Annotated in this window: 15 protein-coding genes and 1 pseudogene; 11 read left to right on the top strand and 5 right to left on the bottom strand. The window is 45.3% G+C overall.

Translation table 11 applies throughout. The features are described 5' to 3' along the window. The 3 genes and pseudogenes from IEY09_RS15300 to IEY09_RS15290 form a co-directional block, all read left to right on the top strand. Nucleotides 1-67, top strand: a pseudogene (locus IEY09_RS15300) (IS200/IS605 family transposase); the annotation flags it as partial. An 89-nt stretch (nucleotides 68-156) separates the two neighbouring features. Continuing rightward, nucleotides 157-507 (top strand): VOC family protein, encoded by a 351-nt coding sequence (locus tag IEY09_RS15295; protein WP_055647211.1) that lies wholly within the window; start codon nucleotides 157-159, stop codon nucleotides 505-507. After that, complete coding sequence (locus IEY09_RS15290) at nucleotides 482-691, top strand: DUF1289 domain-containing protein (RefSeq protein WP_037419664.1); 210 nt, start codon at nucleotides 482-484, stop codon at nucleotides 689-691. Before IEY09_RS15295 ends, IEY09_RS15290 begins: the two co-directional genes overlap by 26 nt. A gap of 72 nt (nucleotides 692-763) precedes the next feature. Here IEY09_RS15290 and cdd read toward each other — a convergent pair whose 3' ends face one another. Both cdd and sbcB read right to left on the bottom strand, forming a co-directional pair. Beyond that, nucleotides 764-1,654, bottom strand: coding sequence for a cytidine deaminase (gene cdd / locus IEY09_RS15285; RefSeq protein WP_037419666.1), 891 nt, complete (start codon nucleotides 1,652-1,654; stop codon nucleotides 764-766). A gap of 173 nt (nucleotides 1,655-1,827) precedes the next feature. Next, a complete protein-coding gene (gene sbcB, locus IEY09_RS15280) occupies nucleotides 1,828-3,240 on the bottom strand; it encodes an exodeoxyribonuclease I (RefSeq protein WP_188871711.1) in 1,413 nt (470 codons plus the stop codon). 174 nt (nucleotides 3,241-3,414) lie between these two features. Between sbcB and IEY09_RS15275 the strand changes: the two genes are divergently transcribed. The 3 genes from IEY09_RS15275 (at nucleotide 3,415) to IEY09_RS15265 (ending at nucleotide 5,583) form a co-directional block, all read left to right on the top strand. Next, complete coding sequence (locus tag IEY09_RS15275; protein ID WP_069455174.1) at nucleotides 3,415-4,218, top strand: hypothetical protein; 804 nt, start codon at nucleotides 3,415-3,417, stop codon at nucleotides 4,216-4,218. A gap of 34 nt (nucleotides 4,219-4,252) precedes the next feature. Then, complete coding sequence (gene rlmA / locus IEY09_RS15270) at nucleotides 4,253-5,068, top strand: 23S rRNA (guanine(745)-N(1))-methyltransferase (RefSeq protein WP_037419673.1); 816 nt, start codon at nucleotides 4,253-4,255, stop codon at nucleotides 5,066-5,068. A gap of 305 nt (nucleotides 5,069-5,373) precedes the next feature. Next, a complete protein-coding gene (locus IEY09_RS15265) occupies nucleotides 5,374-5,583 on the top strand; it encodes a cold-shock protein (protein WP_011072720.1) in 210 nt (69 codons plus the stop codon). Nucleotides 5,584-5,920: 337 nt separating this feature from the next. On the opposite strand, the gene IEY09_RS15260 is transcribed toward IEY09_RS15265, so the two are convergent. Together IEY09_RS15260 and rne are read right to left on the bottom strand one after the other, a co-directional pair. Further along, entirely contained in the window at nucleotides 5,921-7,480 is a 1,560-nt protein-coding gene (locus tag IEY09_RS15260; protein ID WP_188871709.1) for a SulP family inorganic anion transporter, read from the bottom strand. Between the two features lie 143 nt (nucleotides 7,481-7,623). Further along, nucleotides 7,624-10,914: a ribonuclease E gene (gene rne, locus IEY09_RS15255; protein WP_188871707.1), complete on the bottom strand. Its 3,291-nt coding sequence runs from the start codon at nucleotides 10,912-10,914 to the stop codon at nucleotides 7,624-7,626. A gap of 595 nt (nucleotides 10,915-11,509) precedes the next feature. Here rne and rluC point away from each other — a divergent pair. Both rluC and IEY09_RS15245 read left to right on the top strand, forming a co-directional pair. Further along, entirely contained in the window at nucleotides 11,510-12,469 is a 960-nt protein-coding gene (gene rluC / locus IEY09_RS15250; protein ID WP_037427257.1) for a 23S rRNA pseudouridine(955/2504/2580) synthase RluC, read from the top strand. A 38-nt stretch (nucleotides 12,470-12,507) separates the two neighbouring features. Beyond that, nucleotides 12,508-13,251: an HAD-IA family hydrolase gene (locus IEY09_RS15245; protein WP_188871705.1), complete on the top strand. Its 744-nt coding sequence runs from the start codon at nucleotides 12,508-12,510 to the stop codon at nucleotides 13,249-13,251. Nucleotides 13,252-13,254: 3 nt separating this feature from the next. Here the strand turns inward: IEY09_RS15245 and IEY09_RS15240 are convergent, their stop codons facing one another. Further along, nucleotides 13,255-13,839: a Maf family protein gene (locus tag IEY09_RS15240; protein ID WP_188871715.1), complete on the bottom strand. Its 585-nt coding sequence runs from the start codon at nucleotides 13,837-13,839 to the stop codon at nucleotides 13,255-13,257. A 284-nt stretch (nucleotides 13,840-14,123) separates the two neighbouring features. Between IEY09_RS15240 and yceD the strand changes: the two genes are divergently transcribed. From yceD to plsX, 3 genes are read left to right on the top strand one after another with little or no spacing between them, the layout of a single operon-like run. Continuing rightward, nucleotides 14,124-14,648 (top strand): 23S rRNA accumulation protein YceD, encoded by a 525-nt coding sequence (gene yceD, locus IEY09_RS15235; RefSeq protein WP_011623156.1) that lies wholly within the window; start codon nucleotides 14,124-14,126, stop codon nucleotides 14,646-14,648. Nucleotides 14,649-14,665: 17 nt separating this feature from the next. Beyond that, on the top strand, nucleotides 14,666-14,836 hold the full coding sequence (gene rpmF, locus IEY09_RS15230) for a 50S ribosomal protein L32 (RefSeq protein ID WP_011072715.1): 171 nt from the start codon (nucleotides 14,666-14,668) through the stop codon (nucleotides 14,834-14,836). A 15-nt stretch (nucleotides 14,837-14,851) separates the two neighbouring features. Further along, nucleotides 14,852-15,880, top strand: coding sequence for a phosphate acyltransferase PlsX (plsX, locus tag IEY09_RS15225; RefSeq protein ID WP_037419691.1), 1,029 nt, complete (start codon nucleotides 14,852-14,854; stop codon nucleotides 15,878-15,880). The last annotated feature ends 8 nt before the right edge of the window (nucleotides 15,881-15,888 follow it).

Below are 15,888 nucleotides of genomic sequence, written 5' to 3'. Positions count from 1 at the left end.
CCGTAGATACGTTAGGCATCAAGAGAAAGTAGAGCGGCAAGAGCAGGGTCAACTTGCTCTTGAATAAAGGCCCCCTTTTAGGGGGTTAAAACAAAGCCACCTTCTTCAGAAGGTGGATTCTTTACTGATTAAGTTATTCATTGGGCAGGGAAGATTATGAATCGTCATCACACTATCAATTATTTAGAGATTCCAACATCTGATATTGATTGTTCTAAAGCGTTTTTCAATACTGTATTTGGTTGGCGTTTTGAGGATTATGGCCCACAGTACAGTTGCTTTATCGATGCGGGTATGACGGGCGGTTTTTATCAAGCTGAGGTTTGTTTTACCCTAGAAAAGGGCTGTCCCCTGATTGTGCTATACAGTAAGACCTTGGAAGAAACTTTAGCCGCCGTGATCGCGGCTGGCGGCATCATTAGCACTGAGATTTTTAGCTTCCCAGGTGGTCGACGTTTCCATTTTATCGAGCCTGCGGGCAATGAATATGCGGTCTGGTCAGAATAACAGTATTTATCAGCCCTGTGTACGAAATTGCTGTCTCGATCAGCAGGATATCTGCATGGGGTGTTTTAGGCATCTCGAGGAGATTTTGGCGTGGCGAAACATGACAGAGGAGCAGCGAAGCGCCTGTTATCTTAAAATGGCTGAGCGCAAAGCCGTTTTTATGGCAAAACGCCCTAGTAGCTAAAATAGGCCAAAGCATCGCGGCGCAACTTAAGTCAATACCGAAGTATAAAAACAGAAGCGCCGCGTTAACTGGCTAGATAGGATCAACCACAATATGTTCGAGTTCTATCGCGGCAACAGCATGCAATGCATCCATCGCTGCGCCCACTAAGCTGATTTTACCTTGGGAGGATTCCACCAATACCGCGCGGCGGATCTCGCCAAAATCACGATTATGCCGAGTCAGATTTGATAGCGCCATTTGCATTGGGAGCATCGATGGGTTAAACGCGGCGTTTTCAGCGTAGCGACCACAGTAGGTTGCGCCATCCGCGGTTTCTAATACAACCGCCGCATAGCTTTGGGTATAAGGTGCATAGCTTAAGCCCGCATGATCTAAGGCTTCAATTACCATAGGATCACTGCTATCGAGTGCAAATTCAGTTTCCTGCTTGACTAATAGCGGTGACTGAACATTTAAGTCTTTTGGCCCAAACGCATAGGGCAGATAATAGGACAATAAATGGCTATCCTGTGATGGCAAATGGATCTTGATTTGGCCGCCTTCGACTAATTCATTCATAAACTGACGGCAATGACCGCAGGGACTGGCGTTCACTATCATATCCACAATCTGGCTTTCGCCGCTAAGCCACGCGTGACTAATAGCGCTTTGCTCAGCGTGTACTGAGTGGAAGAGGGCTTCGCCAGGCAGTTCTAAGTTGGCACCCATATAAATGTCGCCACTTTTTCCTTTGGCAATTGCACCAACATAAAACTCACTAATGGGTGGTTTGGCCAAGGCGGCGGCAATAGGTAACAAAGCCAGTAACACCTCTGATTCGGTCATATTGCTGCTTTTGACTAACTCTGCCAGTTGCTGTGCATCGATATGTCCCGCAAAACCTTGATGTAATAAGGGAATTAATGCGTCAGCCAATGGGGTTGGCAGCTGGGTTATGCTTCGGATAAATCTATCTTGCATTTCCCGACTCCTTGTTTGTTAAGTTCATGGAAGAACATTCTAGTAATTTTGTTACAGTATAAATGCGAGTTAGTTCGCGTTTATGGTTCAACTACGCGCCTGTTAGTTAACATCTGAAAGAAGTTATCAATCATAGGCGCTAAATCAACAAAAAACATGGGCTATTTTGTGGCCTACAATCCACGCAAATAGTGGCACAGGGCGGCGAGTAGTTTTTGTTTATGCTCATCGCCTTCGGTATCTTGCAACAAATTTTCAAGTTTGAGCAGATAATCCTGATCGGCCAAACGCTGCTGACAGAAGGTGCGCCAGCGATAGGACTCTTGATCATCAAGTAATTCGGGATAATTGCGCGCCCGATAACGGAATAGCATTTCTGGGATGCGTCCATCATCAAATTGCAAATCAAGTGCGGCTAAATTTTGAGGTAAGGTATGGCGAATGATCTCCATCTTGGCTTTATCGGCAGGGCTGAAAAATCCACCCGAATACAACATTAAGTCAGGATCCGTGGTGGTTACTTCGCCGTCATGCTCAAACAGTTGCTCCAGCTTCTCCCGTAATTCCGGGTGAGACTTTAAGCGTTTGTATTGTTCTCTGGCAAAGGCTTTATCAATGTTGAGTCTTTCTGCCTGCACATCATCTAAAATTTTGGCCGAAGTAATAAAAGGGCATTTGTTAAGATGCACCTGTTTAACTGGGATGGGTAACTCATCCTCGGCAAGCTCCGCTCTTGGCGTGTACATGCGCGTTTTTATCTGCTCGACATCCAGCTCAAACAGTGGGCTTAAATCCATCGCTAAATTCACGCAAATAATGGCATTTTTGTTACTTGGGTGGTGTGCAACGGGGGCGATAAGGGTTGTACAACCGTGCATTGCACTTATCTTCGAACTGACATGGGCAAGCGGTAGCATATTTAATACGTCAATTTGCGCGCTGACGGCTTGTTTACGGCGCAATTCAAAATAGTACTGGTATAACTTAGGTTGCTTTTCTTTTATCAGTTTTGCCATTGCGATGGTGGCGTAAACATCTGACATGGCATCGTGCGCTTTTTCATGGCTTAAACCATTAGCTTGGGTCAGATGTTCCAGTTTAAAACTGGGTGAACCGTCTTCTTTTAATGGCCAATGAATACCGTCGGGTCTAAAGGCATAACAAGCCCTCACTAAATCAATGATATCCCAACGCGTATTGCCATTTTGCCATTCGCGGGCATAGGGATCGATAAAGTTACGGTAAAAGCCATAGCGGGTGACTTCATCGTCAAATCGTAACGAGTTATAGCCAGCGACACAGGTATTAGGTTGGCTGAAGAGAGTATGGATACGCCCCATAAACTCGGTTTCAGGTAAACCTTTTAAATTGGCTAGTTGTGGCGTGATCCCTGTAATTAAAATCGCTTCGGGTGAGGGCAGGTAATCCGTTGATTGTTTGCAGTAAAAAGTCTCTGGCTCACCGATAATGTTAAGATCTAAATCGGTACGGACCCCGGCAAATTGGGCGGGTCTATCTTGGGCTGGGTTGGCACCGAATGTTTCATAGTCGTGCCAAAAAATACTTGGCTGAGATGCTGTATACATAATTTCAATCAAATGACGGTTTTGTCGAATGATAGCATCTTAGCCGTTAAACTCACCCCAATATTGATCAGCAAAAACCTTGATGGATAAATTATATTGAAAAGAGAAGCGCTTAACAGGTGATCTTTACCACGATTGGCAGTTACAATTCCCATTGAACAGGGGATCAGTCTTATGCATCATCAATATCTCAATGAACCTATGATACTCGATGTCGCACAGACGTCGTCATTGATCATAACGTTACCAAGCAACATGAGTGATTTTATTGTGCTTGAAACGATGGGAGCTCCCTTACTTGAGCTGATTGTCGTTTCACAAACTCCACCACAGATTGCAGTGCGCCTTCAACCGATTTTAGGGTTAAAACTAAACACAACTTCTGTTGCAGACGCAGGGCTAAGTGCTCCAGTATCAAGGTGCTTGGGTCAAGGCGTACGGCTTTATCATCGAATGGGGACTGCCCCTAAATTTGTTGCCCAAGAGCTTCGGGCAGGAATTTTAATTAAAGTTGATGTGAGAGAAAGTGTAACATTCTCTTTGCAATCGGCATCAAAGTTCGAGTTTGTAACACTTGAATCCGACGTCAGAGGCTTACATGAGCCGAGAGTACTGATGATGGCTAAGGCTATTCTTGCTAGGGAGTACGATTACGGTGCGACATCGGAATCCCTTGCGGTTTACCTCACCGAAATTGAGCAGATAAGATTGGAGTTACAAGCATTTTTACGGGGTGAACTTGGTCAATACCATACTGGCTTAGCTGAAGAGGCCGTACGATTAGATCCATTACTGCAACAGAAGCGCCAATGGCTTTTTCGAACTTATACCCACATGTTTGAGCGCCCGAGCTTTAGTCGCGCCGCAAATGATAGTCAGAATATCGACAAAGCCTTAAGGAAACTTGAGTGTTTTGAGCTACTCGCTTCTCCTGAATTACTGCAAATGGTCGAGCGATTAATGGAAGATGAGATATAAGCTTGACATCCCCCATTTTAAATAGAGTTAATCAATGCAATATATATGTCCTTTGTGCGCGTTACCCCTCACCCTAACACAACGAACTTGGGGATGCCCGCAGGCACACAAGTTTGACATGGCGAAAGAAGGTTATGTCAATTTGCTTCCCGTTCAGAAAAAAAACTCGAAAGATCCGGGTGATAATCAGCAAATGATGTTTGCTCGTCGGGAGTTCTTAAATGCGGGTTATTATCAAATCTTAAGTGATAGAGTTAATCAACTGGCACTCCAATATGCCAGTAGTGCACAGCAGATCCTTGATATAGGCTGTGGTGAGGGTTACTACAGTCATCGTTTATATAATGCCCTTGTTGCTCATCATTTTTGTTATTTACAGGGCGTTGATATCTCTAAGTCGGCAATAAAATATGCAGCCAAGCGCTATCCTAACTTAAGCTTTTGTGTAGCGAGTGCCTATGAAATGCCGATCCCATCTAATAGCATTGATTTAGCGATTCGAATTTATGCACCATCAAAAGTAGAAGAACTTCAGCGGATCATGGCACCTAGCGGCATTCTTATCACGGTATCGCCAGGGCCTTTGCATCATTTTGCGCTAAAACAACAGATTTATGACCAGCCAAGATTGCATCCTGAGTCTGAGGCCAGAGTTGATGGATTTGAATGCCTACATCAAGAGCGGCTTAGCGCGCAACTCGAGCTTAACGACAGCAAAGATATCGGCAATTTTCTCGAAATGACTCCCTATGCGTGGAAGTTTACCGCAGAGCAGAAACAAGCATTTACTCAGCGCGGATTAAGCTGTGAGTTAGATTTCCAGATTGAAGTACATCGCATTTCAGTCTAGGGGCTGATTTTAACCTATTGAAATAAATTATTTAAAATGCTTTACTGTCAAAGCTTAAGCCGTAAGAACATATTGTTCTGCGAGCCGGTAGCAAAACCTTAAAAGGCTTTGTTTAAATAAATTTTTCAAAGTGTCGCAGTATGTTGACTTATCTTTAGAATGGTTTATAGTTTTACTAGCTTGAAGGTTGGGCTTATATTTATGTGTTCAATACGACCCGTTCGTCCTGTAAACATAAGTAATACCGGCATTTTCCAGCTCCACCGCCGTTAAGGCTTTAATTTTTTATTTACAGGATTTATATCATGTCTCAAGTAACTGGTGTAGTTAAGTGGTTCAACTCTGACAAAGGTTTTGGTTTCATCGAGCAAGAATCTGGTCCAGACGTATTCGTTCACTTCCGTGCAATCAACTCTGACGGTTTCAAAACTCTTGATGAAGGTCAAAAAGTGTCTTTCACTGTGACCCAAGGTCAAAAAGGTCCTCAAGCTGAAAACGTAACCGTAATCGGTTAATTTTCAGTGCTGTTAGCCTAGGCGCTAATAGCAATGGATTTAAGAGCTGTGGTTTTTACCATAGCTCTTTTTATTTGTGCTGTTTTATCTTAATACTTACATCTCTCATTTCTATCATTTCTCTCACTTTTAAGACCTCGTTCAGATTAATCTGCTGTTAGCTGTTATCATTTTTCCCGTGAATTTTGTTTATTTCGCTGTTAACGATATTAATAAATACATAAACTTGGCTTGAAAACTGACTATTTACGTACGCGAACATTCAGGGCGATAACTGTCAGCCCACAGCCATATTGCAGTGCCGTGGACCGTTGCTTAAGGATGGATAGTGACTTCATTAGGAGTCGAGTTTATCATCCGCGACTTTATAATGTGGGTCATCCAACAGATTCACTTCAACAAGATCACCTGCCTTATGAAGTAAGGCTTTACAATCAGCACTTAAATGCACCAAATGTAGTCTTTTGCCTATGGACACATAACGCTCTGCAAGCGTATCAATCGCTTCTAAGGCAGAGTGATCGGCTACGCGAGAAAACTTAAAATCGATGACGACATCCTGTGGATCCTGTGAAGCATCAAATAACTCGAGGAAACTCGCGACAGAACCGAAAAACAGTGGTCCATTAAGCTCATAGACTTTCCAGCCTTGAGAGTTTTGAGTCACTTTGACGCTAATGTGTTTCGCATGCTGCCAAGCAAATACCAGCGCGGATACCACCACTCCCACAAATACAGCAAAGGCGAGATCAGTAAACACAGTTACTGTGGTTACAAGAACGATCACAAAGGCATCATGTTTGGGCACTTTGCCCATAAACTTAAAACTTGCCCATTCGAATGTGCCGAGTACAACGATAAACATCACCCCAACGAGGGCTGCTAACGGAATAATTTCGATAAAGGCTGCACCAAAGAGAATAAATGCCAGTAGGCCAATGGCCGCGGTAATCCCTGATAACCTGCCGCGGCCACCAGAATTAATATTAATCATCGATTGACCGATCATGGCACAACCACCCATAGCCCCAAAAAAGCCGCTGGTGATGTTACCTACACCTTGGCCAATACATTCTTTATTGCTGCGTCCTCGGGTATGGGTCATCTCATCGATAACCGTCAAGGTTAACAGGGATTCGATTAATCCGACTGCGGCTAAAATAAAGGAATAGGGCAGAATGATATAGAGCGTCTCAAGGTTAAAAGGTACCTGTGGGATTGCAAAGCTTGGGAGTGAGCCTGCAATTGTCGCATTCTCGTCACCACTCATAGTCTTGAGAAAATCCAATACGTTACGAGTATCAAGATCAAAGCTAACGACAATAGCCGTGACGCTAAGAATTGCGACCAACGAGGACGGTATTGCAGTGGTCAGCTTAGGCAAGAAATAAATAATTGCCATGGTTAATGCTACGAGACCTAACATTAGCAACAACGGCTCTGGTGGTAACCAGACTAAGTTTCCAGCAGTGTCTTTTACTTTAAACTGGCCAAGTTGTGCCAAAAAAATCACAATGGCGAGGCCGTTTACAAAACCTATCATCACCGGATAGGGTACGATGCGAATAAATTTCCCCAGTTTAAAGATGCCAGCGCTGATTTGGATTAATCCTGCCAGCACGACAGCCGCAAATAAGTATTGCACGCCATGTTCAACCACTAAGGACACCATGACCACGGCCATCGCTCCTGTTGCACCAGAAATCATCCCAGGTCGACCACCAACCAGTGCGGTGACCAATCCCATGATAAAAGCCGCATAGAGGCCCACCATAGGTTCGACATTGGCAACAAAAGCAAAGGCAACAGCCTCAGGGATCAGTGCGAGTGCGACGGTTAGCCCTGAGAGTATATCGGCTTTGTAGCTAGATGTTTTGTGGCGGAAGAGATCGAACATGAAACCTCTGTTACTGGTGTGTAGACAAAATAAGCCGCGCATACTATCAAAGAAACTGATTGAGCTAAACCTGAAATATGCCTTAATTAGCTGAAAATAAAAAAGCCATGCAGATGCATGGCTTTTTAGATTGTGGAAGGGTCCTATGGACGAGCCATATCCGATTCAGCACTATTGCTGTGTTTCAGCTTAGGTTCAGTGGCTTCAGCGGTGGCGGTATTTTCATACTCACGGCCTTTAGGCACTTCAACCTGCGCTCTGACTTCTACCGTTGGTTTAGTCATTTCAGATGACACCATAGCACCAAAACGGCTAGACGCTTTCGGTTTGCTGACGACAACTTCCGTTGGTTGAGCCGTAGCAGCTTGCGCCATTACAGGTTTTGCCTGAGGTTTAACAAACGCTGCAGGTTTCGCCATCGGTGCTGATGCGACTGATTTTACCGCTTCTTTCGGCTCAGTCTTTTCTGTCACTGGTGTCACTTCTTCGGCTTTTGCTTCAGGAGTTATATCAGTCACTATTTGCATAGCCTCTGTGGCTTGCACTGCTGGTTCTGTTGCTAATTGTGGCTCGGCATCAGATGCTTTAACCGTTTCAGCGGCCTTATCGTTAACGACAGGTTTAGATGTGACTTCAGCGACAACAGCATCAGACTTAATTTCCGCGGAGGATTCAGTTACTGTGGTATCTGATACCGTGCTTTCTATCGCTATGCTTTGAGAGACTGCGGCTTCAGTTGAGGAGATCACATCAGCAGTCTGCACAATCGGCGCTGGCTGCGTTGCTGTACTCTTCACTTCAACTTCAACTTCAACTGCAACCGTTTCAGCCACGGTTTGCTCTGTTAAGTTAGCCGTTTCAACAACTGCAGTTGGTGCTGGATAGTCTTGATCTTCGCCTAATGCATCATTAGGAATGAACTGCGCAGGAGCCGTTGTGCCTTGTTCATCTTCATCGCGGCGACGGCGTTGGCCAGCAGCTCGCAGATGGCGAGGACTACGGCGGCTACGGCGTTGTCCATCACGGGATTCACGTTTGGCTTTGTCATCTGCATCAGCATTTGCTTCGGCGTTCTCTTCATCAATGGCCGCTGGTTGAGTGTCTAACTTAGCATCCACTTGAGTGTCTGCTTGGCTTTCAACAACAGGCATATCAACAATAGCATCGGCTGGCTTAGTTTCTACCACATCAGCAGCTTTTGATACTGTGGTGTCGCCGACCTCATTCGCAACCGTAACCTCTTTACGTGGCTGGCGGCGGCGCGGCGCTTTCACTTCCGGTTGAACTTCTACCGTGACATCGGCATTGATTGCAACCAACTCAGCTAAAATCGCTTCTTCCTGAATTGACGTTTCTACAACATCTGTGGTGTTGTCGATACGAACTTTACGGCGCATATTACGGCGCTGACGACGTTCACGGACGACCTCTTGCTTTGGTGCTTCGTCTTGAACATCCGCAGTCACTTCTTTAACTGCTTGATTGCGGGGTTTAGGCTCAGGCTTAGCACGTTTCGCACTTTCATCCTTTTCGCGGATTGGGCGCTCTTGAGCTTGTGGTGCATCGGCGACTTTTTTAGCATTACGAGTACGTGGTTCGCGAGTACCTTCTTTCGCTTTTTCAGTATCTTGTGGATTGCGAGTACGGCGAGTGTCGTTACGACGATTGCGACGGTTGGCATTCGTGGCTTGACTATCTGGCTTCTTAGTCTCGGTGCTCTTTTCTGCGACTGCGTTATCACTTGAGCTAAAGAAAGCACCAATTGCACTGAAGAGTTTACTGAAGAAACCCGGCTGTGCGGTTTCAACTTTGGCAACTTGTGCAGTGTCTTGTTCCACTTTTTGTGGAGCAGCAAAGCCTTTTAGGGCTGGAGCTGGCGCCGCAGTACGTTCCAGTTTACGTGGCTCGTACAATTTTGCTTCAGGCTGTTCAATGCGCTTGTAGCTGGATTCGTCGATTTCATCGTCGGTGCGGTGACGGATCACACGATAATCTGGGGTCATCATATGTGGATCTGGGATCACATAGACTTCCACGTCATGGCGTTGTTCGGTGATACGAATCGCTTTACGTTTCTCGTTAAGCAGGAATGCAGCCACATCGACAGGCACAATGGCTTCGATTTGTGAGGTATTTTCTTTGATGGCTTCTTCTTCCATCAAACGCAGAATCGACAACGCTAAAGATTCAGTACTGCGGATAGTGCCTTGGCCATGACAGCGAGGGCAGATATGTGCAGCGGATTCTTCTAATGATGGACGCAGACGCTGGCGTGACATTTCCATCAAGCCGAAACGAGAAATACGACCTAATTGAACGCGAGCACGGTCATGGTGTACGGCATCACGTAGGCGGTTTTCGACTTCACGTTGATGGCGCACTGGCGTCATATCAATAAAGTCAATAACCACTAAGCCACCTAAGTCACGAAGACGTAATTGACGGGCAATTTCATCGGCGGCTTCAAGGTTGGTATTTAATGCCGTTTCTTCAATATCACCGCCCTTAGTGGCACGGGCAGAGTTGATATCGATAGAGGTTAAGGCTTCTGTCGGGTCGATAACAATTGAACCGCCAGATGGCAAGCGCACTTCACGTTGGAACGCAGATTCAATTTGTGACTCGATTTGGTAGTGTGTAAACAATGGTACTTCAGCTTCGTAGAGCTTTACACGTTCAACAAAGTCTGGGCGCACGAGGGCAATGTGTTGTTTGGCTTCTTCGTAAATACGTGGATGGTCGATTAAAATTTCACCCACATCTCGGCGCAAGTAGTCACGAATTGCGCGAACAATCACGTTACTTTCTTGGTGAATGAGGAAAGGCGCACCTTTGGTTTGTGCGGCTTCAGTGATCGCAGCCCAGTGATGTTGCAGAACTTTTAAGTCCCACTTTAGCTCAGTCGATTCTTTACCTACACCAGCGGTACGGACGATAAGGCCCATGCCTGCAGGGACTTCTAAATCGGCCATGGCTTCTTTTAATTCAGTGCGTTCATCACCTTCGATACGGCGAGAAATGCCGCCTGCACGAGGGTTGTTCGGCATTAACACTAAATAAGAGCCAGCAAGGCTAATAAAGGTAGTTAGCGCCGCACCTTTGTTGCCGCGTTCTTCTTTGTCAATTTGAACAATAACTTCTTGTCCTTCACTGACTACTTCTTTGATGTTCGGGCGACCTTGGAAAGAATAGCCTTTAGGGAAATATTCTCTGGCGATTTCTTTTAATGGTAAAAAGCCGTGACGCTCAGCACCATAGTCAACGAAAGCGGCTTCTAAAGAGGGTTCTACGCGGGTGATCTTACCCTTGTAAATATTAGATTTTTTTTGCTCATGACCAGGACTTTCAATATCGAGGTCGTACAGTTGTTGCCCGTCAACGAGGGCAACACGCAACTCTTCTGATTGAGTTGCATTAATTAACATACGTTTCATGATGACGTCATTCTTCTTTAAATAGAGGTCATCAAACAATCGCGTTTCGTTGCATTACGGGCCTAGCTGTGGTGAACAAAGCCTCTCGGCTGGTGAGCTAGGCAAGGTGCGCATTGCTGTTAGACGCAGTCGCTGCGTGTCGCATCCTATTTATGGCTTATTTTTTAATGATTACAAAAACAAGGAATTCGTTGTAAAACATCAACCAACCCCATAAATTCTTTAATTTCGTTCCGGTAATGCCCAAGTCGAATCGGTTTGTCTGACGACAAGTTAAAATATATTTCGAAATCGGTGAGAAAAACTTTCGATAAACCTTGTTAAAGTAAGGTGAGATTCTCGATTTAATCGTAAAAAACGCATTTGTGGTATTTTTACTCAGTATACGATCTGCAAATCAATGAGTTGCTATCAAGAAAATCTTTTTTGATCTATAAAGCTTTTCACTTGGGACAGGGACTTTGTGAACACTTTATTCACGGCTTATCCCTAATCGCTGGTGAAATATAGCAATAATCAAAAAATTCAGCAATGGAAAGGCACAATTCTTGTGAGTTGTTGTACAATGACCGCCGTTATAAGTAGATGGCACATCATGAATACAGAATCTCCACAGCAACAGGTGCAGTTGATCACCATTGACGAAGACCACCTCGACCAACGAATTGATAATTTTTTAATCACAGCGCTCAAAGGTGTACCTAAGAGCATGATTTATCGTATCGTCCGTAAGGGCGAAGTACGGGTGAATAAGAAGCGCATTAAGCCAGAATATAAATTACAAATTGGTGATGTGGTACGTGTGCCACCCGTGAGAATGGCTGAGTCTGATAATCGGACTGCGCCTTCGGCTAACTTGAGCAAAGTGTCGCAACTCGAAGATCGTATTTTGCATGAAGATAATCATCTTATTGTGCTCAATAAACCTGCGGGTATTGCGGTTCATGGCGGCAGTGGTGTTGATTATGGTGTGATTGAAGCGCTGCGCTCCTTACGTCCGCAACAGAAGTTTTTAGAGTTGGTTCATCGCCTTGATAAAGATACCTCTGGCGTACTGTTAGTCGCTAAAAAACGCAGTGCGCTTAAACATATGCACGATCAACTGCGTTATAAAAAAATGCAGAAGGATTACTTAGCTTTAGTTAAGGGAGAGTGGTCGGCGCAGGATAAAGTGGTCAAACAACCTTTATTAAAGCTGACACTTAAATCCGGTGAGCGCATTGTGCGGGTCAATGTAGAAGGCAAACCATCAGAAACGCGTTTTAAAATTGTGCAGCGTTATCAAGGTTGTACATTGGTGCAGGCGAGTCCTGTCACGGGACGTACTCATCAAATTCGCGTGCATTGTCAATATGCCGGGCATCCCATTGCCTGTGATGATAAGTACAGTGAGCAAGCTTTCGATGACAGTATGCGCTCGCTTGGCTTGAGTAGATTGTTTTTACACGCTGCAGAATTAATGTTTATCCATCCTGAAAACGATGAAGTGATGCGGGTTTCTGCACCACTGGATGATAATCTGCAGCAACTGTTGAATAAGTTAAAGCGGGTTTAATTCCCGCTCCTCTATATACCTGTGGATAACCTTGAAGTATGAAGGCTGCCAACCATTCTAGCCTGCGTAAATATGATTTAGTGATTTTTGATTGGGATGGCACTTTGATGGATTCCATCGGTAAGATCATTATTTGCATTGAGAATATGGCTAGGGCACTTGCGCTGCCTGTTCCTGCTGAGGCGGATATTCGTAATGTGATTGGCTTGTCGATGACGCAGGCGTTACAAGTGTTGTTTCCTTGCGGATTATTGTCTTCATCACAGCGATTTTCGGCGTTTCCTGAAGAGGATATGTCTACTGCTTCTACTGTCAGCACTGGCACTGACGAGTGTTACATCACGATGCGCGCCGAGTTTAAGACGCAGTATTTGCATCTTGATACCACGCCAACGCCAATCTTCGACCAAGCGCCACAATTGCTCGAATCATTATCTACAAAGGGTTATCAGCTAGCAGTGGCGACGGGGAAGGCGAGAGCTGGTCTGGTGCGCGTGTGGGAGCAATCTGGATTAGGGCATTACTTTATTGCCTCCCGCTGCGCCGATGAAGCGCAGAGTAAGCCCCATCCTGAGATGATCATCAGCCTATTGCAGGAGCTGGGCATTCAGCCTGAGCGTGCTTTGATGGTCGGTGACTCTTTACTGGATTTAACCATGGCAGCGAACGCAGGTATCGATAGCATCGGTGTGACTTACGGCGCCCATAGTGAGGCGGTATTACGACAAGCTAAGCCGATAGCATTGATTAATTCACCGCAGCAGCTCCTTCTGCATTTATAAGCATTACGCTAATACATCTATGCCTTGGCTGAGCAGCATTTCCGTGAGTAAGATTAAAGGTAACCCCACGAGCGTATTAGGATCTCGTCCTTCTAAACGATTAAAGAGTGCAATGCCTAAACCTTCACTTTTAAAACTGCCTGCACAGTAAAACGGTTGCTCTTTATCCACATAAGCACTGATTTGTGATGCTGTAAGGTGCCGAAAATGCACTGTAAAAGACTCAACTTGGGCATTCATTTCACCCGTTTGAGCATTATAAAGCGCAAGACCTGTATAAAAGGTAATGGCTTTCCCCGAGGCTTGACTGAGCTGCTTAATCGCATTATCGCGATTTAATGGTTTACCGATGATCTTGCCATCGATCACGGCAACCTGATCGGAGCCAATAATCAGACCATCAGGACAATATTTTGCACCAGCTTCTGCTTTTGCCTGCGCTAATCGTTGTACTAAGGCTTGCGCTGACTCATTAGGCAGTGAGGTTTCATCAACCTTGGGATCGCAGCACTCAAAGGGTAAGCCTAATTTATTCAGCAGTGCTTGCCGATATACGGAGGTGGAGGCGAGGATTAACTGGGGCGTCATCATTAATAATCCATTAGAAAACTTCACTTATTGTCGCCAATCTAGATGATTGAATGCAAGCAGTGGTAACAGAAGCCGTCACTTTAGGAAGGTAATTGAGGATTCTTTCGGTGAATGCGGCTATTTTAGACGGCTAGCGCTTGTGTGCCGCCCCCTGCTTGGGTAAAATTTCGCTTCCGTTAATTCAATGTTGGGGCTAGAGAATCGCTTAAGTTGCAAACTGGGACTTAAGTAAGAAATTTTTCTTTGACTCTAGCGTTTTCAAACTATAATATGCGCGCCTTATGCAAACAGTAAAGATACCGGTTTCAATTGATCCTATTCGCGCCGCCTCGAGCCGTTCTACCTATGAGGGGATAGTGCCAGGGCAGCAATTGAAAAGATTAAATGAGTTATGTGCCGGCGACTGTTCCGATGTGGCAGTGTCGATTGAATGTGGCGTAGATTTGCAGGGGATAGTCTACCTGAAAGGGAAGGCTGTGACGGAGCTCACTCTGGTTTGTCAACGTTGCATGACACTATTTACCACTGAGGTTACGGTCGAGTTTTGCTTCGGTCCATGCCGGACTAAGGCAGAAATCGATGAGCTCCCGGATGCGTATGACCCAATTGAGTGCAATGAGATTGGCGAAGTACGTCTGCATCAATTGATCGAAGATGAATTGATAGTCGCTATGCCCATCATCCCGATGCATGAAGAAACTGATTGCAATATCGGGTCAATGGATATAGTTGTAGGCGAGATCGAACCCGCTCAAGAGGAGCGTCCAAATCCGTTTGCAGTGTTAGAAAAACTGAAGAGCAAGTAATCTAGGAGACAGGGCCAATGGCTGTACAACAGAATAAAAAATCTCGTTCAAAGCGCGGTATGCGCCGTTCACATGACGCACTGAGCACTGCTCAGCTGTCTGTAGACGCTACCAGCGGTGAAGTCCATATGCGTCACAACGTGACTGCTGATGGTTTCTATCGCGGTAAAAAGGTAATCAACAAGTAATTTGTTGGTTTCCTAATGACGAGTCTGACGCTCGCGTTAGATGCGATGGGTGGCGATCATGGCCCCCACGTCACAGTGCCTGCAGCTTTGCGGGCACTAAAATCTCATTCTTCCCTTAAAATCATTTTAGTCGGTGATAAGACTGAAATAGATGTCTATCTGCACCAAGCAGAACAAGAGTTACTCTCCCGTATTGAAGTCATTCACACCGATGAAGTGGTGAGTATGTCTGACAGGCCCGTGCACGCTTTGCGCACTCGTAAAAATAGTTCTATGCGTTTATCGATTGAACTGGTGCGAGATGGACGTGCTGCTGCGTGTGTGAGTGCGGGAAATACCGGCGCGTTAATGGCGATGGCCAAGGTGCTGTTAAAAACCTTGCCCGGCGTGGACAGACCTGCATTGGTCAGTTGTTTACCCTCCGTGACGCAAAAGCCAGTTTATTTATTGGATTTAGGTGCCAATATTTCCTGCGATTCCGAAACGCTATTCCAATTTGCCGTGATGGGCTCAGTGCTGTGTGAGGCCGTGGATAAAAAATCTCGCCCTAAAGTCGCACTCCTTAATGTGGGCACAGAAGAAATCAAAGGCAACGATCAGGTTCAACAAGCGGCACAAATACTGCAAAACACTGATCAGATTAATTACACCGGCTTTATTGAAGGTGATGAAATCTATTCTGGGAATGTTGATGTGATTGTTTGTGATGGTTTTGTGGGTAACATCACGCTCAAAACCTCTGAAGGCATTGCCAAGCTATTGGTACATCAGTTAAAACGGGGCCTAACTCAAGGTTTCTTCGTGCGTTTTTTGGCAAAACTCATCGCCCCCCGCATTCAGGCGGTTCTCAGCCAGATGAACCCCGACCACTATAATGGTGCAAGTCTGATAGGATTGCGCGGCATAGTTGTAAAGAGCCATGGAAATGCGGATGAAACTGCCTATTTACAAGCAATTAGTTTGGCAGTGACTGAAGCGCAACGTCGACTCCCCGAAATGATAAAAGATCGTTTGGAGTCGATTCTTTTAGATATAAATAACTGATTCCTCCT

It is taken from the genome of Shewanella xiamenensis (genome assembly GCF_014647135.1).
Taxonomy (GTDB): Bacteria; Pseudomonadota; Gammaproteobacteria; order Enterobacterales; family Shewanellaceae; genus Shewanella; species Shewanella xiamenensis.
This window is presented reverse-complemented; position numbering and strand designations above follow the sequence as displayed.